This is a genomic window from [Bacillus] enclensis (genome assembly GCF_001456935.1).
In the GTDB taxonomy this organism is placed as follows: Bacteria; Bacillota; Bacilli; order Bacillales; family Bacillaceae_B; genus Rossellomorea; species Rossellomorea enclensis.
In genome coordinates, this window is the sequence record NZ_KQ758485.1 from 323,346 (window position 1) to 347,201 (window position 23,856).

The window sequence follows — 23,856 nt, forward strand, 5'->3', positions numbered from 1 at the left end:
TCGATTTGTCGTTTTTAACACCAGAAGAAATCATGATCAAAAAACAAAAGAGAAAAACTATGATGTATGTTGGGATATTTTCTGCAACAGGCATCGTGGTTGCAGGAACCACGCTTCTCACATATGGTTTCTAAAAAAGGCGTCTTTTGACGCTTTTTTTTATTGGTTTCTTCTATTATTCTACAATATATGGAAAAGTTCTCGGTTTTTCGATAGAATATGAGTTGAGCCTATACTACTTGGAGGAAACCGCCATGAAAAAAGAATTAAATTTATTCAAGGGACTTAAAAACCCTTCTTTCTTTTTCTACGATCTTTCGACAACTGAAGACATTAAAGGTTACTGGAAAAATATCTTTCGTTTAATTTTATTATCTGTTTTTACATTCGGTTTGATTGCCTCTTTCGGTATAGGAATGGATCCTCTTTCTAAAGAACTAAACAACCTCCCCGCTACAGCATATGAATTAGAGAAGTTCCTGTTTTTCTTGGGAAGGACCTTAAGCGGGATTTTCTATTCTATCATCATTCTGTTTATTCCAAGCATCCTTTTCTGGACGATTTCTGAGAAGGGAGAATACCGTAAGCATGTTATCATTCAAGGATTGGTTTTATTGGTCCTGCTTATCGAGAAATTAACCTACATCCCATTATCTTTATTCTTCTCACTCGATTGGTTCTCGTCTCCCCTGTCTCTCGGAGTCGCTGCCCAATACATAACCGAGAAATCTTGGGTCATCTATTTCCTGGGGTGTTTCTCCCTATTCAAGGTCTGGATTTTTTACATACAATACAAAGGGCTGAAAAGGCTCACCGAACAAAAGAACTGGCTGATCTGGCTGGTCATTCTTCTTACCAATCTCTTTTTCTGGGCCATCACCGCATTATTAGCCTATATCGATTTTTCAACATTAATCTAACGTTCAAAGGCTGGGATCATTTATGAATAAACGGAAGGTATTATATACCGTACTCGCTTTGTCTCTCCTGTTTGCGGGGACGAATGGTTACCTGATCGAAAAGGCAAAGAGCAAAGTCGACCGGGAAGTCCGGGTCGAACATTGGGAGGCACTTAATAATGACGATCTTCAGGAAGAACTTCCTAAATCCGGTGTTGTCACTTCCGCTGAAGAAACTTATCTATATTTTAACGATGAATTCGGCTCTTTCAAAAAGTTTCTTGTCAAAGAAGGCGATGAAGTGAAAGCAGGCACGCCGCTGTACGAATATGAAGTTACCGACTTCACAGGGCAAAAAGACGTTCTGGAATCTGAAGTCGATCAGCTCGAAGATGAAATCGACAGTATCGATGACAATATATCCGACCTCGAACGCTTAGAGAACTCACTCCCTTCTTCTTATGATGATGAAGAGATGCCCCTCGAAGCAAGTGCCCTTGAGACAGAATATGATATAAAGAAGGAAATTGCCTCTCGGGAACTCGAAATAGACCGCCTGGAAAATCAAATCGACAGCCTTGAGCGTCAAATTTCCGATCTGGAATCATATGAAACCACGTTGACAGTCGAAAGCAGCGGGGAAGGTACAGTTAAAGAACTCTCCCACTCTGTCCAGAATCCATTAATCACGATTGCATCTGAAGCTGTGGTAGTGACGGCAGACCTGACGGAAAAGGAAATCATGGACGTGGAAGAAAACATGGACGCGAAGGTTCAGTCAGAGGTTGAAAAGAAAACCCTGAAGGGACTCGTATCGGATGTTTCCACTCTCCCTAAACGGGATCCGCATATCGAAACTGACAGCATGTATCCGATTGAGATTACGCTGCAGGATGAGGACTATAAGCTGCTTCCCGGCCATCATGTGTTTGTCTCGGTGATCACAGATGAAGTCAAGAATGCATTAGTGGTCCCTTTTACAGCTGTTGAAAAGTCAGGGACGAAAAAAGTTATCTGGGTACTCACTGATAAAGGTACCGTGAAAAAGAAAACCGTCGAAACCGGACTGGAAGTTGACGGAAAGGTCCAGATCAAATCAGGCGTGAAAGCCGGGGAATACTATATCATGAACCCTGATGAAGTTCCTGCACTGTCAAACGGTGCGGCATTCATTACCGCCCTTGATTGGGACAAGATCAAGCTGAGAGACTTGAAGAAGATGAAACGTCCGACAGTAATCGAAAACCTTCTTCTTGGGATATTGGAAAGAAAATAGTGTTTTGAGAGGACCCGCTCTGAATTTGAGCGGGTCTTTTTCATACATAGTCTCTTTTGGAGTGATGATACTAAGGGTATCTGAAACTTTTTAAAGGAGACGATTTTTTTATGAAAAGAATCAAACCTGTACTCATTATCCTCATCCTTCTATCCCTGCTTGCATTCTCTTTCCCATCGGGCTGCGGGTTTGCCGCTAATCCTGCGAAGAAAAATGTCATTTTCATGATCATGGACGGAACAAATTCAGACATAGTTACTCTTTCAAGATGGTATAAGGGTGCCGGGCTTAACCTCGATAAGATCCTTGTCGGAGGGGTCCGCACCTATTCAGGAGAATCTGCCATCACAGACTCGGCAGCTGCAGGAACGGCTATGGCGACCGGGGTGAAAACCCGTGCTGATCATATTGGGATGTCTAAGGAGGGTAAGCCGGTGTTGACAGTGTTGGAGGCCGCCAAGCTGTCCGGTTACGCAACGGGGATCGTGTCGACTTCTCCTGTCCAGCATGCCACCCCCGCCGCCTTCACTTCCCATGTAATTGACCGAGATGAATTCGGGGATATCGGAGAACAGCAGGTGTACCAGAACCTCGACGTCATCCTCGGGGGCGGTGCGGCCTGGCTGAAGCCCAAGTCTAAAAACAAGGTCAAAAATGATGATGGAATGCTAAAGACGAAGCAAATATCCCGTGAAGATGGTGAAAATCTTCTCTCAATAATTAAGTCATCTAAATCGCTTTACTCCTTTACCGCATCGAGGGAGGGCCTTTCAAATAGCCGCGGTGATGGGAAGCTTTGGGGAGCCTTTGCGGAAGAAGATCTGGCATACGATATTGACCGTAAAGCGTTGAAGCCGAATGAACCGACGCTTGCAGAGATGACGAAGGCTGCGATTGAACGATTATCCGCCAGCAAGAAAGGATTCTTTTTGATGGTGGAAGGCAGCAAGGTGGACTGGGCCGCACATAAGAATGATCCGGTCGGGATGATCAGCGAGGTTCTTAGCTTTGATAAAGCCGTTGGTGAAGCATTGGAATTTGCCGAACGTGATGGAAATACGATGGTGGTGGCTGTCACCGATCACGGGAACAGCGGGTTGACGCTTGGAAATGTGGATACTGATAAGAACTATAAGAATCAGCCGAGGGATCATTTTGTAGGGCCGCTGAAGAAAGCTGAATATACGGTTAAGGGTGCTACTTCTTTGTTGAAGGATGACCGTTCTAATTTGAAGGAAGTGTTGAGTTCGTACGGGTTGGGTGATTTGAATAAGAAAGAGTATTGTGTGATGAAAGATGCCAAAGATGTTAGTGACCTAGAGGATGAAATGGTTAAGCTGATGGCGAAGCGCGCAAATCTGGGGTTTTCCACCCACGGGCATACCGGTGAAGATGTTTTCTTATATGGATTCGGTCCGGGGAAGCCTTCCGGGCTGATTGAGAATATTGAATTGCCAAGGGTGTTTGCCCGCTATCTTGAGTTTTCTTTGGAGAGCTTTTCTGATTGGTATGTGGATGGGGAGAAGTTTTTCAAGGAGAAAGGATATAAGGTGATAATTGATAAGCGGGATCGTGATAACCCTGAATTAGTTGTGTCGCGTGGCGAAGAAGGGCTCCGGTTTCCGGAGAATAAGAATTATTATTTGAGGAATGGGGAGCGTGTTGAGCTGCGGAGTGTGAATGTTTATAGTGGTGGGAGGTTTTATGTGCATTGGGAGAGGTAGTTGTTTCAGTCGAGTCCGGTGTACTCAGGGTGCCAGGCACAATATAGGCGATCTGTGCCTGGCACGTTTTGGGGATATTGTGCCTGGAACAAATCGGGCCGATTGTGCCTGGAACAATAGAAAATGTCGAGCCTGGTTCAAACGTGCTGATTTGAGCCTGGCTCAGACCCGGGGAATTGAGCCCGGCTCAAACTTTGCTTAAAATTCCCTTTATCGCATCTAATCTAATAAGCACCCGCCACCGTTCGACATTTCCCGAGAAATATCTCCCCCATCCTTCTCCAATCCCCGCAGTTTTCCCTCTTTTATTCCATTCCCACCCCCAGATGCGTTATAATAAAAGAATGCGATTTTATAGATGGGAGAGATTGTTCGATGGCGATTCGGATCGAAGAGTTGAAGGATAAATTAATTCCGATGAGTCGGGCGATACAGGGTGAGTTGAACCCGGGTACCGACGAAGGAAGAAATATTGTCTCAAAAGGGCTTCTTTTGTTTCGCCAGAACCTGGTGTCGAATGTGAAGGTCCGGGATGAAGAGGCGAGTGCCGATGTTCAGGATGTGACGCCTGTTTCGGTGCGGCTTGATCTGCAGTTCCCGCTTCTAAGCAAATGTTCCTGCCCGTATTCCGGATGGTGCCGCCATCAGATGGCTACCTTTTTCATGATTTACAACAAGGTTGCCCGCGTCAGCGAATGGATCCAGGATTGGCGCAGCCAGGAAAGCTCTCCCGATACGGATGAAAATAAACCCTCATCACTTGATGAATTATTGAAGAAACACACCAACTCCGGTGCCCTTCGAAAGGCCAGTGAGCTGTTGGAGGAGCGTAAAACCCGGGGAAACACGCCCGATGAGTGGTGGCAGTTTTTTGAGTCGCTTCTGAAAAAGGAAGATTTACAGCTTCTTGAGAGACAGCCTTATTTGATGGACGTAATCATACAGAATATCTATAAGCGATTTAATAAAGAAGCACCATTTGAGCGTGAGTGGAAGCCTCTCTATCAGCTTTTCGCTACTTTCTTCCTGACGCTCGAAGTGGATGTTTTTTTACAGGAAAGAGAGATCGAATTGAGTCGCGAGCAGTATGCCCTGTTCGATTTCCTGCTGGATGAGATGGAGGATGCCGTCGAGAAGCTTTCGGTGCATGCGATGCCTTTCAGCTTCGATCCGTTCATTGCCTACTTGAAAGAAAAATCAGCGGAGATGAGTGAGGATCCGGAGCACAGCACGGAAATAAAAGCAGAGGTTTACCGATTCATCTGGTATTACTTGTTCAAACAAAAAGCTTGGCGCCGACAAGAGGTAGAGCGTTTGGAAAGCTCTCCTTCCCAGGACGATTCGTTCATCAAGATCGCCCTGCTTCATCAATATCTGCTGCTTGAAGATTTGGATAAAGCTGAAGAAACCGTGGAAAGGATCGGGACGGAGCTCGTCGCTTATTCCGAATTCTGGCTGGTTAAGTTTGTTCTTTCCAAACGATATGAGGGGCTGCTACTCTTGTTGAAGGCAATTTTGGTGAGGCTCCCTTCCTATATCGAAGAAAAGAGTCATTATGAGGCATCAAGCTTCGTGCGCTGGTTTGTGCGCAAGCTGCCGACGGAGTGGCTGATGGAGCGGGACCCTGTTTTCTTGAGGGAACTTCTCCTGGCGATGCTGCCTTTCAGCTATTACAGCTACTCGGAGTTCCTGCTGAGTTCAAGATCCCACCGCGAATGGGTGGAGCTGCAGAAGTATATGGGCTACTCCGTAGGCGAGATGGAAAATATGGGCCTCAGCCAGGTGTATAAGGAGTCCCCTGAGCTTGCACTGCCGGTCTACTATAACGGTGTCATCGATATGATCGAGCAGAAGAACCGCGACAGTTACAAGTATGCGGTCCGCTATATGAAGAAGATCCGGACGATCTATAAGAAGCTGAAGCAAACGGATAAGTGGGATGACTACCTCCCTTACATCCTTGAAAAATATAAGAGATTACGTGCGTTCCAAGAAGAGTGCAGAAAGGGTAAGTTGATCGATGCTTAAATTGTCTTCCGTGAAGATCAATGTAGACGCAACTAAATATGGCGACCGATTCTTCCTGACTGCCGAAAACGGCGAGGGTGAAGAGCTTCATCCTTCCCAGTGGAAAAGTCAGCTGTTCCTTTGGCATGAGGATACCCATTACGGGACGCTGCTTCAAGACCGGATGGCAGATGGCGGGGTTGACGTGTCTCAGTGGGAACTCCTCACCTTACTCGCGCTGGAGCATTTCAGCGGGATGGTCGAGTGGGACTGGGATGAAACCGGCCAGGCCTGCAACGCGATTGCCCCCGTCCTCTATGAAGCGATCGAAGCCGGACGCTGGCTCCCCCGCTTTGATGAATGGCAGGAAACGGGCATGCAGTTCCATATCCCTGATGAAGTGTGGGAAAATTTTAACGAAGACTTCTGGCAGCAGGACCTCCCTGAAGGACCGTCCCTCGCCGCTTTAACGCAGCAGTGGTTTGAAGGGTCGCTGAATGAAGCGATGGCTGCGGGCGGTTCGGAAGCGATGAAGAGGATTCAGAAGCTGAAGGAGAGTACGCTCACCTCCGAGGAACTGCATGCTTATTTTGACGAGAAGCGCTGGAGCGAGTGGATCCGCGGTGAAGAGGATGAAGAACTGCCCTTTTCCATCGGACTGCGGATTTCGGAGCCGCTTGATGAAGATGAAACATGGCAGCTTGAAACGATTCTTCGCGATCGCAAGAGGGAAAAACGCGTGATTTCGCTGACGGAAGATACGGTTCCAACAGGTTGGAAGCCCTATCTCCCTCAGGTAAAAGAAGAACAGGAACGCTGGCTTAAGATGATTCCGATGCTCCGTGAGAGTGATGGGACGCTGACCGATTCACTCAGCGAACACGATGCGTGGGAATTCTTATCTGTTTTGAGTGAAAAGTTGATTGACCTTAATATCGAGATCCTCCTGCCGTCCTGGTGGGAAGCGATGAAGGATGCGCAGGTGCTTGTGAAGGCGAAGCTAAAGAACACCGATACGAGCTACCGCCCTTCTTTTGTCGGCTTGAATGCGATGCTCGATTTCGATTGGCGTCTGTCGATGAACGGGGTCAATCTATCGGAGGATGATTTTAATAAGCTCGTAGATGACCAGAGAAGACTCGTGAAGATCCGCGGTCAGTGGATGAAGCTCGATCCTGCGATGATTCGCCGCATCCAGCAGATGATGACCAAGGCGAAGCAGGAAGGCATTTCGATCCAGGATATGCTTGAGCAGGAGCTTGTTCCGCGGGATGAAGAAGACGGTGATGGGCTTGAAGCTGATGACGAGTATGATCCGTATAAATACGCACGTATCCAGCTGGAACTGAACCGCTCATTGAAAAAACTGGTGAGTCAGCTGACGAATGTATCGTCGATTCCACTGGTGGAAACGCCGGATGCCTTTCATGGGGAACTCCGGCCTTATCAGCAGCTTGGTATGAGCTGGATGCTGTTCCTGCGGAAGTTCGGTTTCGGGGCATGCCTTGCCGATGATATGGGTCTAGGGAAAACAGTGCAGCTCATCACGTACCTCCTTCATGTGAAGGCTGTAGAAAAGCCGGAGACCCCTTCGTTGATAATCGCGCCGACGTCAGTGCTCGGAAACTGGCAGCGTGAAATCGAGAAGTTCGCCACCGATTTGAAGGTCCACCTGCATTACGGATCGTCCCGCGCGAAAGATGAGAATTTTTCCGAGCGAATTTCCGGAATGGATATCGTACTGACCTCCTACGGGCTGTCGCATATTGATTTTGACGAGCTGTCTGATGTGGAATGGAGCTCCATTTCACTGGATGAAGCGCAGAATATCAAGAATGCGAACACGAAGCAGTCCCGTGCGATACGCAAACTGAACGGAAAGCATCATATCGCTCTGACTGGAACGCCGATGGAAAACCGCCTGTCCGAACTTTGGTCGATCTTCGATTTCTTGAACCATGGCTATCTCGGAGGATTTGCGCAGTATCAGAAGAACTATATCGCGCCGATAGAAAAAGATGAATCCCAGGAAAAAGTCCGTGAGCTTCAGGCAAAAATAAAGCCGTTCCTGCTGCGCCGGACGAAGAAGGACCCAGAGGTCGAGCTTAACCTTCCCGAGAAAATCGAGCAGAAGGAATACTGCAGCCTGACTGCTGAACAGGCGGCGCTCTATGAACAGCTCGTACAGGAGACATTGACGAAAGTCGAAACGCTGAGCGGGTTCGAGCGCAAGGGATTGATTTTGCAGATGCTGAACCAATTAAAGCAGCTTTGCAATCACCCCGCTTTATATCTGAAGGAACCCGATCCACGGTCGATCCTGACCCGTTCCGAGAAAATGCAGAAGCTGAAGGATATCGTTGAAGCGGCGCTTGAATCGGGCGAGGGCACGTTGATCTTCACCCAATATATCTCAATGGGTGAGATGATCCAGGAAGTCATGAAAAAGGAATTCGGCGTCGACGTCCCATTCCTGAACGGAAGCATGGCAAAAGCCAAGCGCGACGACCTCGTCGACCGCTTCCAAAACGGCGATTTCCCTGTCTTCCTTCTATCATTAAAGGCTGGCGGAACCGGCTTGAACCTGACAGCCGCCAACCACGTCGTCCACTACGACCGCTGGTGGAACCCTGCCGTAGAAAACCAAGCCACAGACCGTGCTTATAGGATTGGACAGAAACGATTTGTTCATGTTCATAAATTGGTCTCCTCTGGTACCCTAGAGGAAAAAATCGATGCCATGCTCGAAAAGAAACAGGCACTGAACGACGAAATCATTCGAAGCGACCAGTGGGTTACTGAATTGTCTGATCAGGATTTGGAATCGTTGTTGGTGTTGGAGTAGGTAGTTAGTTTGTTGATTTGATATGAATCGCCCCCTTTCCTAGAGAGGGGGTTTTTAGTTTTGCTTCATGCGGATGAAATAGTAATTTATGTAGCGGGAGCCGACCATTTTGATAATATAGTCGGTTCCAGCTGTTGATTGGAGTGGAAGACGAAGACTCCTGCGGGAAAAGCGAGACTGGTAAGCCCCCGCAGGAGCGCAGCGACGAGGAGGCTTACCGGCCGCCCGCGGAAAGCGAAGTCTTCCACGGAAATCAACAGCGGTGATTCAAGGTGTATTTTATTTAAAACCACAAAAAAATAGCCGGCTCCAACGGAAACCGACCCTACATGAAGACATATTGGGGAACGTACAAAAAACTTCACTGCTACTTACAATCTTCTATTTCTAACGAGGTATGTTAGAGGGATGCCGCGAAGACATGATGACAATTGGACATTGAGACAAAACTTACAGGTTGGATAAAAATGGTTGTAATTTATGTGAAGGTTTCTAAGATGAGGAATGCATTCGGGGTTCCTTAAGATGTGGTCTTGAGGGCAGGATTCGGATATTCAAACCCTTGTTCCAGTGCGGTCACCCGTTGTGAAAGATAGAAGTTTTCGACATTCGTGCGGGCCACTTTCTTGATCAGTTCTTCATTCAACTTTTCAAGTCGATCGATTCGCTGTTCCAGCGTTTGCAGGGTTGCCAATGGGTCCCCTCCCTTCTTTTAAAATGGCAGTTCGACCGGTTCTTTCTCCGGCTGTTTCTCAGAGTGCTGTTGTTCCCGGTCAGCCGCAGGTCTCGGATCCATGAACCGGATCGAATCAGCTACTACCTCAGTAACATAAACCCGTTTACCTTGATCATTCTCATAATTACGCGTCTGGATGCGGCCGGTGATGCCGACGACGGATCCTTTCCGGCAGTATTTCTCAGTGTTATCTGCCGCCTTGTTCCATATCTTGCACATGACGAAATCCGTTTCCACTTGTCCCTGCTGATTTTTAAACTGGCGGTTGACCGCGACTGTTACACTCAGGACCGACCGGCCTTCCATCGTTTTCCTTGCTTCGGGATCCTTGGTCAGCCTGCCCACCAGGGTGACTTGATTGATCACTTTTGTTCTACCCCCTCTCTTCTGGAATGATCTCATCATACACTCACCAATCCACGGGTGTAAAATCGCGAATTTCATAAATTCATAGCCGAATTAGAGCTAAATTCACTAAATTCACCTAGGGAGATTTGCCATTTCTGAAGCAAAATAAGTATGAAAATCGTAAATCCACTTTTTTTAGCACAATTTACTTATTAGGGATTCTTTTACCGCTGTGATATAATTTTTATAATTAAACCCTAATCATAGGAGATGTTCGTTCATGAAAACCTTTAAAGTGATTTCACTGCAGGTAGTGGATAATGATGAACTCCAGGATTTTGATATTGAGGACGGTCTGATCATCAATAAAGAGGATGGGAAAAGTACGTGGCTCGTGGAAACGTATATGTCTCAGAACTATCTAGAGTTTTTCCAGAAGGCTCAACAGCAAAAGGGTGATCTGGAAATCCAGGTTGTCATTTCAAACAAGGCAAACGACCCTGCTGCTTTCATGACATCAATACGCGGTATTAAAAAAATGAACGGCCGGATGAGTGTTTTATTTGAAGGAAAATTGAAGAAGCAGCGCAATGAATATGCGGAATTACTACTGGATGACCTATTACAAAAAGGATATACTGGAGATGAACTGGTGAAGGAATTCCGAGAAAAAATGGTATCCAAACCGCGTCTGCCTGTTACTTCAAAACCAAGCGTCTAATTTTTACGACAATATGTAAACTTCTTATAGAGTAGCTGTTTACTGTTTGATATAATAGAAGTATCGAAACGATTTTATAGGCAGGTGTCCACCATGATTGGGGAAAGAGTCAAAAAATATAGACAGGAAAAGCGGATGTCTATGACGGAACTGGCTGAAAAAGCTGGGGTTGCCAAGTCATATTTGAGCTCCATAGAGCGAAACATCCAACAGAACCCATCCATTCTGTTCTTGGAAAAAGTCTCTGCCGCTTTAGGTATTCCGATGGACGCGTTGTTACATGATCAGCAGGAAAATAACACTGTTGACCGTGAGTGGGTCAAAATTGCAGAGGAAGCGATGGACTCCGGCATTACGAAGGAACAATTCCGTGAGTTTATTGAATTTAATAAATGGAAACTGGGTAACAAATAAAGTCTTGCAGAGTCTGCAAGACTTTTTACATTTATCAAGACCTCTATGTTTTTAAGTTCGATTTTAAACAACCTTGAACCCCTCATCTACTTTTCTGTGGTGGTTTTGTAAAAACTCCCTGATTTCATTCTTAGAGATTCCTGCATCGAGTGCCTGTTTCACTAGTTCAATCCATTCAAGATCAAGTTCACGCTTCATCTTTTCATTCCTCCCAAAATACATGCATGTATTTCAGGCAATCCAGCCATCATAGTCGTCCAATGGGTACTGCTTTCCTATGTACGTGTCTGTATTCGATGTACTCATTTTCCTACCTTAGATCTGTGACTTTGCGTCCCTATTTTTCAATAAGTTTGCCTTTGTCTGACTAGCTCCTTGGAACTATACCCATTATACTAATGAATAACCTTCAAAACTGTTGTTTTTTGTCTTTTCTGACAATTATTTTTACACTTTTTTCCTACAGATTCTTTCCTTTTTTGACATAAGTTTTTTCAACACCATGAATATGATGGATTTCTTATAAGAACAAACGAAACTTGTGTCGATTTACTACGGATATTCTTTACTGAATTGAACTCGATAATTTTCCAGTTTCTTCTTTAACGAAAGGACTTTGTCATTAACATTCTGGAAGGTTTTGGAGTCATAAAAAGGGTGTTCAGACAAGTCTTTTCCGCACGAGGGACAGAGCCATTTACCTGTTTCCGAACTGCTGAATGATGCTCGCGTGCATCTTGTACAAATCTTTTTATACATATACTACACCTCTTTTCTTTCTTTTAGCTGAAATTCAGTCAGCTTCAGTTCCTTTGATGCAAATTTTCTTCTAGTGATTATATATAAGCTAATCCCAGCTATAAATAGTACACTACCAAGAACTAAATACATGTAATAATCAGTTCCGGTATCTGGTAATACCCTTCCCCCACCCACCGGTGAAACTGCACCATCAGATCCCTCTACTAGGAAGTTGAACTGAAATTCTGTCGATAATCCTTGGAACTCATTACCAAGCTCATACGGTATTTCTACAGTTATTTCAAAAATTTCTGATGAACCGCTCTCCAAAGTACGAAGATCCATCTTTTTGAAATCCTTAACCTTACCTTCTACCAAGCTCTCTTTACCCTTGCTGATTACAAGGAGTAGCTCATTATAGAATTTTTCCGATCCACTCAAGAAAGTATTGGTAAATAGATATTGGAAATCTTGATTACCTTTATTTTCAACCGTGATCTTTCTTGTCATTGAATCTCCCGGCTTAACATTTGTAAGGTTAAACAAAACCGGTGAAGGGCTGACAGAAATATCTATATCTTTTTGTTCATTGTTGTTTTCTTCAGCTTGTAAAGTACCAGGAGCAAACAAAACCATTATAATAATTAGAATGCTAATACCAAATCGTATTTTATTCATATAAATTCCCCTTTAAAGTGATTTATGCTCCTGTATAACCATTTGTTCTCTTTTGAGAACTTATGTTTTCAGTATATAAAACCAACCAATCTTTTAAAAGGATAGAATTTCTTCAATTTCACGGTCATTTCTATGTTTTTCGTTCGTTATATAGAATTAACTCCCCGTAACTCTTTATTTCGTTTTTTATATATTACAATTTGTTCTATATAATGAATATAAAATCAGAGAAGGGATTGAGCAAATTGGTCGGTGAAGCTTTAAAATTGTATAGGGAAGAAAGGGGGATGACCATCAATGAGCTCTCCCATTTAGCTGGCATCTCAAAATCATACATAAGCTCCATTGAAAGAGGCTTGCAAAAAAACCCCAGCATCAAGGTACTTCAAAGGCTGGCCGACACATTGGATATTTCCCTCAGTCAGTTGCTTGAATTTACTACGGAGAGCATCTCAATTGATGAAGAGTGGCTGCATTTAGTCAACAAAGCGATGGAAGAAGGTCTTACAAAAAAAGATTTTCTCGAATATATTCAATTCTTCAAATTTAAAAAGGAGAACCGCATTTGAGGATCTTTATAAAATTATTAAGTATGGTCTTATTGACAGCGGGAGTAATGTTATTAGGAGTATCCGGATACCATTTAACAGACATAAAGCTTCAAGAAAAAAAAGCGTTGGAAGAGGCAATAAATGTAGTAAACGCTCAGGATAAAGTTAACAATGAACTTCAAAATGAGATGCCGGATTCATATTCTCAAGGGGAGGTACTGGGTATTTTGAAAATACCTAAGTTAAAGAAGGAACTGCCCATTATTGAAGGGACAGAAGAAGAAGAGCTTGAAAAGGGGGTTGGCCATTATTCTGATACCAAACTGCCTGGAGAGAGGGATCGCATCTTTCTCGCTGGACACAGAGATACGGTTTTCAAAAGCATGGGAGAAATCGAAAACGGGGATATATTAAGTATCAAAATGGCTTCAGGAATCCACGAATATGAAGTCTTTGAAAGTTTCGTTATCAAAGAAGATGACCTATCCGTATTACAACCTACCTCACCTGATGAGATCCTGACCCTTTCAACCTGCTACCCCTTCGAATACCTGTCGAGCACTGAAGATCGATATATCATCAATGCAAGAAGAATAAACTAAGCGTAGAAGCATACAGCCTCTACGCTTGTTTTTACTCGTCCTTGTTATCCTTATCGTTCATATCGATATCGTCTTCAACAGCATCTTCTTCAGGTGTGTTGTTGTCTTTAGCTGGATCCTTGTCATTCGGTGTGTTCTTGTCTTCTGACTCTGGGTAGTGCTCGCCATTCATGTCGTTGTCATTCATGTCGTTATCATCGATATCGCCATCTTCGTCGACATTTCCGTTGTCCTCTACATTATTGTCTTCCGGAGGAGGCTCCTGGTCGTTTGCATTACATCCTACAAGCAGCATAGCTGCAAGTGCTGATCCGCTTAGGATTGAGAGTAATTTTTTGCTCATGATGTTGGCTCCTTTCTGTTGTGGGTTGTTTTTGTGTAAGACCGCGGAATGTGGTCTTTCGTGGTTAGCTTTCCCTGAAGTTTGGTTTTTTTGCATGGATTTTTGGATTTGTTTATTAAAAATTCTCCTGCAATAACGCAGTTGATTTCCGTGCAAGACTTCGCTTTCCGCGGGCGGCCGGTGAGCCTCCTCGTCGCTGCGCTCCTGCGGGGTCTCACCTGTCTCGCTTTTCCCGCAGGAGTCTTCGTCTTGCACTCCAATCAACTGCTGGATCCGGTTAAAAATTGGGATAGTTACAAACCAACCAACTTGAAGTTATTATAGAAACAAAACAAAAAACCAGCCCCTCAGTGATCCAAAAATCACTTCAGAACTGGTTCCATCCACTTATTCTTCTTTTGCACCAAGTGCGAACATCATTTCAAGTTCGCATGCTACTTCGCCGTCTACTGTGGCTAAGCCTTTCCCTTTGCCTATTGCTCCTTTGAAGCGGATCATTTCTACTTCGAGTTTGAGCTGGTCGCCTGGTTTGACCTGGCGTTTGAAGCGGCATTTGTCGATGCCTGTGAAGAATGCGAGGCGGCCGCGGTTTTCTTCTTTTTTAAGCATGGCAACCGCTCCGACCTGTGCAAGGGCCTCAACGATGAGAACGCCGGGCATAACCGGGTAATCTGGGAAGTGCCCGTTGAAGAATTCTTCATTGGCGGTTACATTTTTGATACCCACCGCTTTCTTGCCTTCTTCGACCTCTGTGATACGGTCCACGAGCAAGAATGGATAACGGTGCGGGATGATGTCTTTGATTTCATTGATATCGAGCATTGATTATGTACCTCCTGTTATATACAACCTTCCTTCATTGTACATAAATCGCGGGGAGAATGGAATAGCCCGCATAGAAGACATAAGGCCCGTCCCTCAATGCGTTAAAGCGCTGAGGGACGGGCCTTCTACTTATTTTTTCACAACGATATCAATGATATGCTGCCAGGTTTCTTTTTTGAAGACGTCGGCCGGATTGCCGTCACCGATGACGCCGTAACCGACCATTGCCCCAAATGCAAGACTGGCAGCAAGAAGGACGATGACGAGTAGGATCCGCAGCCAGATCGGAAGCATCCGTACGCGCACCCAGCGCTGCGGTTTTGCTTCTTCCTTTTGCTTCACCTTTTTCTCGGCTTTTACTGTTTCCCTTGTTTTCGCTTCTTGTACCAGTTCTTTTTCACTCATAGCTTAAGACTCCTTTTAGCGTATACCATTAACGAGACCCATCATCTGGTCGGCAAGCGAGATTGAACGCGCCTGGAACTGATAGGATCGTTGAACATTCAGCATATCGGTCATTTCTTTTCCTATATCCACGTTTGAGGCTTCAAGAGAATTCTGAACCATGGAAATACCCGCTCTCTCTCCGCCTGTCACATTGGTGAGCACCTCATCCATATCGACGTCGAGTCCGGCCATATTCTCGGGAAGACCTACTAAGTTACTTCCATATTGACTGAGAAACTGAGGTTTTTCAATGGAAACTATTCCTAAATTCACTTGCTCCTGCTGTCCGTTCGGCCCGGAAATCGTGAGAACCCCGTTGTCTCCCAAATCAAACTGTGAAGCATCCTCAGAAAACGTTATGTAATTATCGTTCTCATCCAAGACAGGCTGGCCGGCAGCATTCACCAGCATCGAGTCACCGTTCCCCATCGGACTGACGAAGAACGCACCGTCCCTTGTATAACGCACGGAGTTCGTGTCACCGTCTTGAGCCAGCACCTTGAAATACTGTCTTTCATTCGTCAACACAAAATCCAGTGAGCGTCCAGTGGATCTGAGCGACCCCTGTGATAGGATAAGCTGGGCCTGTCCCAACTTTGCACCGACGCCTGACCGGATCCCGAATGGAGTGAGCCTGCCTGTCTCATCTTTGGTTCTTTCCTGGTTTCGGACGTTCTGCACCATCATTTCGGAAAATGAAGCTTCTCGGCGTTTGTAGCCGTTCGTCTCTGCGTTCGACAAATTATGACCGATCATATCCATTTGTTTCTGCAATTGTCCCAGCGTATTCGTCGCTGTGATCATGGTCCGGTTCATGTCAATTCCCCTTTATTATAAGGTATTTCACGTGAATTTTCTATTTCAAAAGGATGACTATCCGTTTACCCGGCCGATTTCATTTGCTGCTTTTTCCATGCTGCGGTCGTAAGCCTGAAGGACTTTCTGGTTCGCCTCGAACGAACGGTAAGCGGTCATCATGTCGGTCATGGTCCTGGATGCGTCAACGTTCGAGCGTTCAAGGAACCCCTGCTTTGTTGAAAAAATGACGCCTTCTGCTTCAAATGCGTTTGGAAGAGCAGCATTGCCTTCCATTGCAAACAGACCATCTCCCTGCTTGATCATAGTGTTCGGATTTTCAGAAAACCCGATACCCAATCGAGCGGCCTCTGCTTCGTCGACAAGGATTTCCCCGTTATCACCAATCTTGAAATCATCCGATTGAAGCTGAATCCTGTTGCCATTCTCATCGAGCACAAAAAAGCCGCTGTTCGTTGTCAAAAAGCCGTTTCCATTCACCGTCAGATTCCCGTTGCGTGTGTAACGGGGACCGTCTGCGCCTTCCACAGTCAAAAACACAGATCCTTGAACCCCTGTATCCCCATCAATCGGCATCGTCCCGTTTATAAGGGCAATATCAGCATTCCTGCCTGTTTCCTGAAGGTCACCCTGCAAAAAGTTCGGGGTCGTCTCCTGCATATAAACGCCCGTATTCAACTTACCCACCCTCTGGTTGAAAGGAATTGATAATCCCTTCTCCGTAGGAACCTGAGCCGAGTCCAAACGCTCCAACAGCATTTCGGGAAAAGCGCGCAAGGATGCCTGGTCAGCCTTGTAACCGGGAGTATTCGCATTTGCCATATTATTGGTCAGCATTTCTGTTTTTCGCTGCTGGGCAAGCATACCGGTTGCAGCACTATAAAAACCTCGAAACATACTTCCACCTCTTTACGATTTCACTCTTCCATCCTGTTATCGGATGATCTGGATCGACTTTAACTATAATTTTGTCAGTTCCAAAAAGTTCCTGTCAGCCGATTTTTCTGCGGGCAATTTTATCAATGTTCTCAAGCATCATGCCAGTGCCGACTGCCACACAGTCCATCGGATTCTCCGCTTTAAAGACAGGTACCTTCAATTCCTCTGCAAGAAGCTGATCCATACCGTGCAATAAAGCACCGCCGCCAGTGATGATAACACCTCGGTCGATAATATCCGCAGAAAGCTCAGGCGGAGTCTTCTCAAGAACATTTTTAGCCGCCTGCACAATGACAGCGACTGATTCCTTAAGTGCTCCTTCAATCTCCTTGGAAGTAACCGTAATCGTACGTGGGAGGCCTGAAACCATATCACGTCCACGGATGTCCATTTCACTCTGCACTTCTTCCCCGTCCTCGCGATTGTCGGAGAAAACTGTTCCAATATTGATTTTAATGTCTTCCGCCGTACGCTCACCGATCAGAAGCTTGTACTCTTTTTTAATGTAGTTCAGGATTTCATGGTCAAATTTATCCCCGGCCATCTTGATCGACTGTGCCGTCACGATGTCTCCCATTGAAAGGACCGCAACATCCGTCGTGCCGCCGCCGATATCGACAACCATGTTACCTGTCGGATTGAAGATATCCATACCTGCGCCGATCGCAGCCACCTTAGGCTCTTCTTCAAGATAAATCTTCTTGCCGCCGCTCTTCTCGGCCGCTTCCCTGATCGCCTTCTGCTCAACACTTGTGATATTCGTCGGGCAGCAGATGAGAATCCTGGGCTTTGATAAAAAGCCTTTAACATTCAGTTTGTTTATGAAATGCTTCAGCATCGCTTCCGTTACATCGAAATCTGCGATGACACCATCCTTCAACGGACGAATCGCCACGATGTTCCCCGGAGTACGCCCAACCATGCGGCGTGCCTCTTCTCCTACCGCCAATACTTTATTCGTATTCTTATCAAGCGCCACAACCGATGGCTCATTCAGAACGATCCCTTTTCCCTTAACATGAATCAGGACATTCGCCGTCCCAAGGTCAATACCGATATCTTTCGCAAACATTTCGTGTTACTCCCTTCTACGATTCCAGTCATTTATACGTGCAGTTAATTTGTTGTATGTAATTACGTTATAACGATAAGGTAAAACTTTCACCCAATATATTATTTTACCACAAATATGTCGAAAGTACGTATTCTTTGTCAAAAAAATGTATTAATATTGTTATTTATTTGAAAAAGGATGTTGGTTTGGTGTTTTTTGTTACAGGGAGGTTAAAATGGGTGTGGGCCGCTGTATACCGCAGTTGATTTCCGTGGAAGGCTTCGCTTTCCGCGGGTTGCTCGTGAGCCTCCTCGGCATTCGCCTGCGGGCGGAAAAGCGGAGGAGGCTTGCCCAGCCCCGACAAGCATAAGATGAATGGGCCTGGAAGGCGCTTTTTGCCTTCTTGGTCCATTTAGCTTATGACCTCGAGGGGCTAGCCTCCGGAGCTGGACAAGTCTCACATTAGCTGCTTTTCCCGCAGGAGTCTCCGCCTTCCACTCCAATCTACTTCTGGTGAGGGGAATTACATATTTTTTCTCACCCCATCAAATCCCAACCAACCCCCAGCCAACTTCCGGTTGGTGACTGAGCGCTCGGTCAAAGAATCTTCTCAATAAAAAGCGGTGCCTGCCACAAAGCCGCCTATTTGTGCCAAGCACCGCTTTTCCGGACCAAAATAAAAACACACCAAGCGCAAAGATGCGTAGCTTGGCGTATTTTGGTCAGCTGTGGAGCTCTTCTTTTTTGTACTTTTGTTTGGTGGCTTCACCGCCTCGCAGATGTCGGATTGATTTATGATAATCAAGTATCGTTTTGACTTCGTTTGCTAGTTCCGGATTAATCTCTGGCAGGCGTTCTGTTAGATCCTTGTGAACAGTACTTTTGGACACGCCAAACTCCTTCGCAATGACACGAACGGTTTTCTTCGTCTCCACGATATACTTTCCAATCTTGATTGTTCTCTCTTTGATGTAATCGTGCACACCACTCGACCTCCCTGAATTGGATGTGAGAAGTGTGAAATGAGACTCGCTGGATCAATAATGAAATAGTATAGACCGCAATCAGCGGCAGAAAGCTTTATTTAATGCTGGGCTTCCTGATCTTGCAGCGTATGGACAAATTCCCCGGCTCTGTGGAAGTAGTAGGTTGAAACGATTCCTCACCTCAAACACTCTCTATTTTGATAGGTTTGTTTCATTTTATTAGCCGAGGTCCCCATATATGCACAAAAAAGACAATAAGGACAAGGTTTGCCGGGAATTTTCTGATAAATAAATCAGGCATATGTTCTTTTGCTGGCTGCAGATCCGGGTATCAGGTAATATTTGCAGCCGTTTACACCTGGTACAAGCAAGGCGATATGTACCTGGTCCACAGAGGTGAATTTGTACCATGTACACTCGCCAATCCACCAATTCGACCGGTGCTTCCCCCTGGTGCCTGGCTTAATCTGGTTAAGACGAGCCAGGCTCAGATCACCCATACTGAGCCTGGCTCAAAACCCCTGAATTGAGCCAGGCACCAACATCAACACAAAGACCCCACAAAAAAATAACGGGTCAAGGGACCTGTCCCCCCGACCCGCTTACTCTCAGCAGCTCTCCCCATGTATCTATTTTTCGGTCGTTAAGCAGTTCGAGGAGTTCGACGAATAGATAGGCTGTGGTGAGTGCATCGTTGACGGCCCGGTGCCTCGGGTACATGCGGGTGCCGAAGATTTGAGCGTATCGCTCGAGATCCCGCATGTCATAGGATGGGGCCAGGTATCCGATGAGGTTCAGTGTATCGATGCTTGGAGGCATTTTCAGGCTGTACCCTGTTCGCTTCAGTTCACTCCTAAGCACAAGCTCATCAAAGCTGACGTAGTGACCGGCAAGGCAATCCGTTTTATTTTCGCCCAGGAAATCAAAGAAAGCTGAGATCGCCTCAAAGGCTGACGGCGCTTGTTCGACATCATTTGCCGTGATTCCAGTCAATTCGGCTATTTCCCGAGAAATAAGTCGATTGGGATTTGAAAATGTTTGAAAGGTTATTTTTTCTTTAACTGTTTTCCCCTCCACCAGGACTGCCCCGATTTCAAGGAGCCGGTCTTCGGCGTTGACACGGAATCCGGTCGTTTCAGTGTCGAACACAATGAAGGTCATTTCCCCGATTGGCTTGTTCAGCGGGATCGTATCGTAGACAATAGGACAGGTGAGTTTCTTTTTAGAAAAAATGAATGGAGTCACTTCCCTTCTATGCCAGTGAGTAATGGGAGAGCATCATGTTCTGGAATTCCCGTATCGTTTTCACGCTGTGGTAGAGGCTTTCCTTCTCCCTCGTTGTAAGGGTGGAGAGCTGTACCGTATCGCCTTTCTTATTTCGCTTCATCTCCATATTGAGTTTCATCACTTCCTCAAATGCATCTTTTAAATCTTCGCCAAAAGCGGGGGTAATCGAGCCTTTCTTAACCAGGAACGCTATCTTCTCCAATGTGGACCCGGCCAGATTCCCATGCGAAAGGTTCAGGATTTGAAGGGCGTGATGGAATGGGAAAAGCATTTCTTTCTTCAGTGAGAATTCCTTCCGCTGCAACCCTAGCAGGGACCGGATCGATGAGTGCAGGACCGGGACAGGCTTTGTCTTCTCGACCTGGGCCATCCTTGCCAGCAGGATCTTCGCATTCCTCAATTGCCGTTCCAGGGCTTCCTCAAATGCCTTCTGAACCTGCCCATCTCCGTCGATCACCCTGAAAGAAAAGAAGTTCTGTGCCTTCAACAAGGTGTCCTCAGAAGACCGGACTGACCAGCGCCTGACTCGTTCTTCCCACTGGTTCACACTGCCTCTCCAGGCGGACTCGGAGGACATCATTTGCCCGTCACATCGCCTCAGCCCGGCTTCCTCCAGCTTTTTCACCACCCGTTCGGAAAAACATCTGAAATAATCATCAAAACGACCGCCCTCTTTTTCATATACCAGGAAATGATCCTGATCCGTCATCATGAATTGCTCTCTTCTTCCCGCAGAGCCCATCACATAAAAGGCATAGCTGCAGGGCTTCGCATTTCCTTCTTCCAATAGCTCCTCTTCTGTTTCATTCAGGATCCTCTTATACAGCCTGTCAAGGAGACCTGACATAACATCCAATATGTGAAAGACCGGCGCGTGTGCCTTCCACAATTGATGGAAGATCGATTCGATGGCAGTATTTATTTTAACCAAAGGGAAAGTTCGATCTTCAAGCTTATGAGCACTCGTTAAAGTCCCAATATGATTAGCCTTCATCACATCGTAGAGGGTGACGATCCCTACCAGCTTTCCTTTTGCAGTGACAGGGAGGTGCTTGATTGAATGATCCAGCATCTTCCCAAGCGCTTCGTACAGATATTCCTCCTGATCAATCACGACCGGCCGTGCTGTCATGCCTTCCTTCACCTTTCCGGCAAGGGGGATGTCCCCCGCTATGTATCGGGTGACGATATCCCTCTCGGTCAATATGCCGGCAACCCCGCTGTGATCAAGTACAACAACCGAACTGACCCGATATGTTCCCATGATATGCGCCGCTTCCTGAACCGTCGCATCACTGTCCACTGTCTTGACGTTATCAATCATGATTTCTTTCACTCTTTTTAAAATCGTCGAACGTTCCTGAAGCCCGTACGATACTCCGACCCTTTCGGATAGAGAGTAATAGATATCCTGGAGCCGCCTGGACGTTTCAGTTAATAAAAATTCCTGTAAATGCGGTTCTTTCCAGCATTCCTTCAATCCGCTGTAAGGGACGAGGCAAAGCAGGCTCTCTTCCTTGGCTCTCACTTCCACAGACGCGTAGACCCCTTCATCGACTTCTTCTTTTTCCATAAAAGAATAGAGCGAGGAAAGACCGACGATGCCGCCTCCCGATATGACTTCCAGTACTTCCTCGGTATCCTTCTTAACGACGACTTCTGCTTCCCCTTCAATGACAAGGTAGAGACCTGTACGATTTTCCTCGCTTTTCAGGATGGTCTCGTCCCTCGCTGCGGTCACTTTTTTACATCGTGAAAAAAGGGAAAGAGCTGTACCGCGCTCCATCCCCTTGAAGAAGGGATGAAGCAGTACAGCTTCTTTAAAGGGTTGATCAGGCTTTGAAGTTGACATCATCGTCCACCCAAACGTCCCCGTTTTTGAATGTCATTTGCTCAGGATAACGAAGGTTCGTCACTTCATCCTGGTATTTTTGATCAGGCGCCTTCGTCATCAAGGAGACGACGATATTCGCAATGAATCCGGCTGCGGCACCGAATACGCCTGCACCTGTATCAATGATGCCGAACACATTGACTCCCGCCCTTGCCATGAAGATATACGTGAGTGTGACGCCCAGTCCGACCAGGAGGCCGGCAATGACCCCCTGTGCGTTGGAACGTTTCCACCAGACTCCGAGAATGAGAGCCGGGAAGAAGGTTCCAGAGGCGAGCGCGAAGGCCCACGCAACGATCTGGGTGATGACTCCCGGAGGATTCAGTGCCACCAGACCTGCAGCAAGTGTTGCGATGACGATTGTCCATCGGGCTACGGCCAGACGGTTCTTTTCCGTCGCATTCGGCTTGAATACACGGTAGTAAATATCGTGTGCGAATGAAGACGATATGGCGATCATTAATCCGCCGGCAGTCGATAATGCCGCTGCCATCGCACCCGCTGCGACTAGACCTATGACAAACACGCCGAGGTTTGCGATTTCTGGCGTCGCCATGACGACGATATCGTTCGAGATGACGATCTCCTTCCATTGCAGGATGCCGTCAGCATTCGCATCCGCTACCTGCAGCTTTCCTGTATCCACCCAGGAAGCCGTCCAGGCAGGCAGTTCACTGATTTTACTCCCCGCGACCTTTGTCATTAAAATGAAGCGGGAGAACGCAGCATATGCAGGCGCCGACAGATATAGAAGCCCGATGAAAAGAAGTGCCCAGGCCCCCGACCAGCGGGCCGCTTTCATCGTGGAAACCGTATAGAAACGGACGATGACGTGCGGAAGACCCGCCGTCCCGGCCATCAATGTAAACATAAGTGCGAGGAACTGCCACTTCGTCCCGTTAGTAAACGGAGCAAAGTATTCCGAGACCCCGAGCTCGCGGTCAAGCTCCCCGATTTTCCCGACGAGCTCACCGTATGATATCCATGGAGCCGGATTCCCCGTGATCTGCAGGGACATAAAAATGATCGGAATCAAATACGCAATGATCAACACGATATATTGCGCCACCTGGGTCCACGTAATCCCTTTCATACCGCCGAATGCAGAATAAAAGGCGATTAGTACGACCCCGATCAGCGTTCCGACTTTCGCGTCGATTTCAAATAGGCGTCCGATGACGACCCCGGAACCGGAAAGCTGTCCGATCGAATAGGTGAAACTGATGATGATTGTACAGAGGGCCGCAATGACGCGGGCCGTATGACTGTTATAACGGTCACCGATGAACTCTGGCACCGTATAGCGCCCGTATTTGCGGAGCTGTGGTGCAAGCAGGAAGGTCAGCAGTAAGTAACCGCCTGTCCAACCCATGATATAGGCAAGGCCATCATAGCCGAGGATCATGACCGTACCGGCAAGCCCGATGAATGAAGCCGCACTCATCCAGTCCGCGCCGATCGCCATCCCGTTGAAGACAGGCGGCACCCCGCGGCCGGCAACATAGAAATCTGATGTCGCCTTCGCTTTATTGTAAACCGCTATCCCGATATACAATGCAAATGTTGCAAGAATAATAGCCGTTGACACGATAAACTGTACATCCATTAACCGATTTCCCCCTTTTGTCTGCTGTTCTTTCTCTATTGCCCTGTATCGTTTTTAAGCAGGCTTCAGTCCGGCCATTTTTCGCCGGCCATGGCTGGTCCACTTTACAGCTGCTCC

The 23,856-nt window shown here is 46.5% G+C and carries 24 protein-coding genes, 1 pseudogene and 1 riboswitch; of the genes and pseudogenes, 11 read left to right on the forward strand and 14 right to left on the reverse strand.

What is annotated here, in order from left to right; genetic code table 11:
- Nucleotides 1-5: 5 nt before the first annotated feature.
- The 7 genes and pseudogenes from AS034_RS23360 to AS034_RS23210 all read left to right on the forward strand — a co-directional run bounded on the left by AS034_RS23360 (nt 6) and on the right by AS034_RS23210 (nt 9,142).
- A complete protein-coding gene (locus AS034_RS23360) occupies nt 6-134 on the forward strand; it encodes a hypothetical protein (RefSeq protein WP_268876478.1) in 129 nt (42 codons plus the stop codon).
- 120 nt (nt 135-254) lie between these two features.
- Complete coding sequence (locus AS034_RS16580; protein ID WP_058299405.1) at nt 255-920, forward strand: hypothetical protein; 666 nt, start codon at nt 255-257, stop codon at nt 918-920.
- A 22-nt stretch (nt 921-942) separates the two neighbouring features.
- Nucleotides 943-2,175 (forward strand): efflux RND transporter periplasmic adaptor subunit, encoded by a 1,233-nt coding sequence (locus AS034_RS16585; RefSeq protein ID WP_058299406.1) that lies wholly within the window; start codon nt 943-945, stop codon nt 2,173-2,175.
- A gap of 110 nt (nt 2,176-2,285) precedes the next feature.
- Nucleotides 2,286-3,899 (forward strand): alkaline phosphatase, encoded by a 1,614-nt coding sequence (locus AS034_RS16590; RefSeq protein ID WP_058299407.1) that lies wholly within the window; start codon nt 2,286-2,288, stop codon nt 3,897-3,899.
- A 375-nt stretch (nt 3,900-4,274) separates the two neighbouring features.
- A complete protein-coding gene (locus AS034_RS16595; protein ID WP_058299408.1) occupies nt 4,275-5,927 on the forward strand; it encodes an SWIM zinc finger family protein in 1,653 nt (550 codons plus the stop codon).
- Nucleotides 5,920-8,751, forward strand: coding sequence for a DEAD/DEAH box helicase (locus AS034_RS16600; protein ID WP_058299409.1), 2,832 nt, complete (start codon nt 5,920-5,922; stop codon nt 8,749-8,751). The genes AS034_RS16595 and AS034_RS16600 overlap by 8 nt, the downstream gene beginning before the upstream one ends.
- A 134-nt stretch (nt 8,752-8,885) precedes the next feature.
- Nucleotides 8,886-9,142, forward strand: a pseudogene (locus AS034_RS23210) (hypothetical protein).
- A gap of 129 nt (nt 9,143-9,271) precedes the next feature.
- On the opposite strand, the gene AS034_RS22810 reads toward AS034_RS23210, so the two are convergent.
- Together AS034_RS22810 and AS034_RS16605 are read right to left on the reverse strand one after the other, a co-directional pair.
- The gene (locus tag AS034_RS22810; protein ID WP_156416151.1) at nt 9,272-9,445 is read right to left on the reverse strand and encodes a hypothetical protein; all 174 of its coding nucleotides are present in this window, start codon (nt 9,443-9,445) and stop codon (nt 9,272-9,274) included.
- Nucleotides 9,446-9,463: 18 nt separating this feature from the next.
- Nucleotides 9,464-9,853, reverse strand: a complete 390-nt coding sequence (locus AS034_RS16605; RefSeq protein WP_058299410.1) for a single-stranded DNA-binding protein — start codon at nt 9,851-9,853, stop codon at nt 9,464-9,466.
- 262 nt (nt 9,854-10,115) lie between these two features.
- Between AS034_RS16605 and AS034_RS16610 the strand changes: the two genes are divergently transcribed.
- Nucleotides 10,116-10,556, forward strand: coding sequence for a YwpF-like family protein (locus tag AS034_RS16610; protein WP_058299411.1), 441 nt, complete (start codon nt 10,116-10,118; stop codon nt 10,554-10,556).
- A 93-nt stretch (nt 10,557-10,649) separates the two neighbouring features.
- Complete coding sequence (locus AS034_RS16615; RefSeq protein ID WP_058299412.1) at nt 10,650-10,970, forward strand: helix-turn-helix domain-containing protein; 321 nt, start codon at nt 10,650-10,652, stop codon at nt 10,968-10,970.
- Nucleotides 10,971-11,033: 63 nt separating this feature from the next.
- Here the strand turns inward: AS034_RS16615 and AS034_RS22440 are convergent, their stop codons facing one another.
- Complete coding sequence (locus AS034_RS22440) at nt 11,034-11,168, reverse strand: anti-repressor SinI family protein (RefSeq protein ID WP_141687748.1); 135 nt, start codon at nt 11,166-11,168, stop codon at nt 11,034-11,036.
- 33 nt (nt 11,169-11,201) lie between these two features.
- Nucleotides 11,202-11,338, reverse strand: a riboswitch (cyclic di-GMP riboswitch).
- A gap of 394 nt (nt 11,339-11,732) precedes the next feature.
- The gene (locus tag AS034_RS16625; protein ID WP_058299414.1) at nt 11,733-12,389 is read right to left on the reverse strand and encodes a TasA family protein; all 657 of its coding nucleotides are present in this window, start codon (nt 12,387-12,389) and stop codon (nt 11,733-11,735) included.
- Between the two features lie 212 nt (nt 12,390-12,601).
- On the opposite strand from AS034_RS16625, the gene AS034_RS16630 reads away from it, so the two are divergent.
- Complete coding sequence (locus AS034_RS16630) at nt 12,602-12,958, forward strand: helix-turn-helix domain-containing protein (RefSeq protein WP_272867409.1); 357 nt, start codon at nt 12,602-12,604, stop codon at nt 12,956-12,958.
- The gene (locus AS034_RS16635; protein WP_058299416.1) at nt 12,955-13,542 is read left to right on the forward strand and encodes a class D sortase; all 588 of its coding nucleotides are present in this window, start codon (nt 12,955-12,957) and stop codon (nt 13,540-13,542) included. The genes AS034_RS16630 and AS034_RS16635 overlap by 4 nt, the downstream gene beginning before the upstream one ends.
- A gap of 31 nt (nt 13,543-13,573) precedes the next feature.
- Here the strand turns inward: AS034_RS16635 and AS034_RS16640 are convergent, their stop codons facing one another.
- The 10 genes from AS034_RS16640 to AS034_RS16690 all read right to left on the reverse strand — a co-directional run bounded on the left by AS034_RS16640 (nt 13,574) and on the right by AS034_RS16690 (nt 23,739).
- Nucleotides 13,574-13,885 (reverse strand): hypothetical protein, encoded by a 312-nt coding sequence (locus AS034_RS16640; protein ID WP_058299527.1) that lies wholly within the window; start codon nt 13,883-13,885, stop codon nt 13,574-13,576.
- Nucleotides 13,886-14,272: 387 nt separating this feature from the next.
- Nucleotides 14,273-14,707 carry a 3-hydroxyacyl-ACP dehydratase FabZ gene (gene fabZ, locus AS034_RS16645; RefSeq protein ID WP_032086900.1) on the reverse strand — a complete coding sequence of 145 codons (435 nt, stop codon included), beginning with the start codon at nt 14,705-14,707 and terminating at the stop codon, nt 14,273-14,275.
- Nucleotides 14,708-14,839: 132 nt separating this feature from the next.
- Nucleotides 14,840-15,115 carry a DNA-directed RNA polymerase subunit beta gene (locus AS034_RS16650; protein WP_058299417.1) on the reverse strand — a complete coding sequence of 92 codons (276 nt, stop codon included), beginning with the start codon at nt 15,113-15,115 and terminating at the stop codon, nt 14,840-14,842.
- A gap of 15 nt (nt 15,116-15,130) precedes the next feature.
- Nucleotides 15,131-15,973, reverse strand: a complete 843-nt coding sequence (locus AS034_RS16655) for a flagellar hook-basal body protein (RefSeq protein ID WP_058299418.1) — start codon at nt 15,971-15,973, stop codon at nt 15,131-15,133.
- Nucleotides 15,974-16,030: 57 nt separating this feature from the next.
- On the reverse strand, nt 16,031-16,870 hold the full coding sequence (locus AS034_RS16660) for a flagellar hook-basal body protein (protein WP_058299419.1): 840 nt from the start codon (nt 16,868-16,870) through the stop codon (nt 16,031-16,033).
- Nucleotides 16,871-16,964: 94 nt separating this feature from the next.
- Complete coding sequence (gene mreB, locus AS034_RS16665) at nt 16,965-17,984, reverse strand: rod shape-determining protein (protein ID WP_058299420.1); 1,020 nt, start codon at nt 17,982-17,984, stop codon at nt 16,965-16,967.
- A gap of 704 nt (nt 17,985-18,688) precedes the next feature.
- Nucleotides 18,689-18,949 carry a sporulation transcriptional regulator SpoIIID gene (gene spoIIID, locus AS034_RS16675; protein WP_032086905.1) on the reverse strand — a complete coding sequence of 87 codons (261 nt, stop codon included), beginning with the start codon at nt 18,947-18,949 and terminating at the stop codon, nt 18,689-18,691.
- A 579-nt stretch (nt 18,950-19,528) separates the two neighbouring features.
- A complete protein-coding gene (locus tag AS034_RS16680; protein WP_244888183.1) occupies nt 19,529-20,197 on the reverse strand; it encodes a 3'-5' exonuclease in 669 nt (222 codons plus the stop codon).
- Nucleotides 20,198-20,204: 7 nt separating this feature from the next.
- Entirely contained in the window at nt 20,205-22,091 is a 1,887-nt protein-coding gene (locus tag AS034_RS16685) for a DUF294 nucleotidyltransferase-like domain-containing protein (RefSeq protein WP_058299422.1), read from the reverse strand.
- Nucleotides 22,072-23,739, reverse strand: a complete 1,668-nt coding sequence (locus AS034_RS16690; protein WP_058299423.1) for a sodium:solute symporter family protein — start codon at nt 23,737-23,739, stop codon at nt 22,072-22,074. The genes AS034_RS16685 and AS034_RS16690 overlap by 20 nt, the downstream gene beginning before the upstream one ends.
- Nucleotides 23,740-23,856 lie beyond the last annotated feature (117 nt).

Bases quoted from the DNA above. Each gene is read 5' to 3' on its own strand.
- AS034_RS16610 (WP_058299411.1), top strand. From the start codon at position 10,116: ATGAAAACCTTTAAAGTGATTTCACTGCAGGTAGTGGATAATGATGAA.
- AS034_RS16590 (WP_058299407.1), top strand. From the start codon at position 2,286: ATGAAAAGAATCAAACCTGTACTCATTATCCTCATCCTTCTATCCCTG.
- AS034_RS16690 (WP_058299423.1), bottom strand. From the start codon at position 23,739: ATGGATGTACAGTTTATCGTGTCAACGGCTATTATTCTTGCAACATTT.
- AS034_RS16655 (WP_058299418.1), bottom strand. From the start codon at position 15,973: ATGAACCGGACCATGATCACAGCGACGAATACGCTGGGACAATTGCAG.
- AS034_RS16685 (WP_058299422.1), bottom strand. From the start codon at position 22,091: ATGTCAACTTCAAAGCCTGATCAACCCTTTAAAGAAGCTGTACTGCTT.
- AS034_RS16600 (WP_058299409.1), top strand. From the start codon at position 5,920: ATGCTTAAATTGTCTTCCGTGAAGATCAATGTAGACGCAACTAAATAT.
- AS034_RS16615 (WP_058299412.1), top strand. From the start codon at position 10,650: ATGATTGGGGAAAGAGTCAAAAAATATAGACAGGAAAAGCGGATGTCT.
- fabZ (WP_032086900.1), bottom strand. From the start codon at position 14,707: ATGCTCGATATCAATGAAATCAAAGACATCATCCCGCACCGTTATCCA.
- mreB (WP_058299420.1), bottom strand. From the start codon at position 17,984: ATGTTTGCGAAAGATATCGGTATTGACCTTGGGACGGCGAATGTCCTG.
- AS034_RS22440 (WP_141687748.1), bottom strand. From the start codon at position 11,168: ATGAAGCGTGAACTTGATCTTGAATGGATTGAACTAGTGAAACAGGCA.
- AS034_RS16630 (WP_272867409.1), top strand. From the start codon at position 12,602: ATGAATATAAAATCAGAGAAGGGATTGAGCAAATTGGTCGGTGAAGCT.
- AS034_RS16640 (WP_058299527.1), bottom strand. From the start codon at position 13,885: ATGAGCAAAAAATTACTCTCAATCCTAAGCGGATCAGCACTTGCAGCT.
- AS034_RS16660 (WP_058299419.1), bottom strand. From the start codon at position 16,870: ATGTTTCGAGGTTTTTATAGTGCTGCAACCGGTATGCTTGCCCAGCAG.
- AS034_RS16650 (WP_058299417.1), bottom strand. From the start codon at position 15,115: ATGAGTGAAAAAGAACTGGTACAAGAAGCGAAAACAAGGGAAACAGTA.
- AS034_RS16580 (WP_058299405.1), top strand. From the start codon at position 255: ATGAAAAAAGAATTAAATTTATTCAAGGGACTTAAAAACCCTTCTTTC.
- AS034_RS16585 (WP_058299406.1), top strand. From the start codon at position 943: ATGAATAAACGGAAGGTATTATATACCGTACTCGCTTTGTCTCTCCTG.
- AS034_RS16625 (WP_058299414.1), bottom strand. From the start codon at position 12,389: ATGAATAAAATACGATTTGGTATTAGCATTCTAATTATTATAATGGTT.
- AS034_RS16595 (WP_058299408.1), top strand. From the start codon at position 4,275: ATGGCGATTCGGATCGAAGAGTTGAAGGATAAATTAATTCCGATGAGT.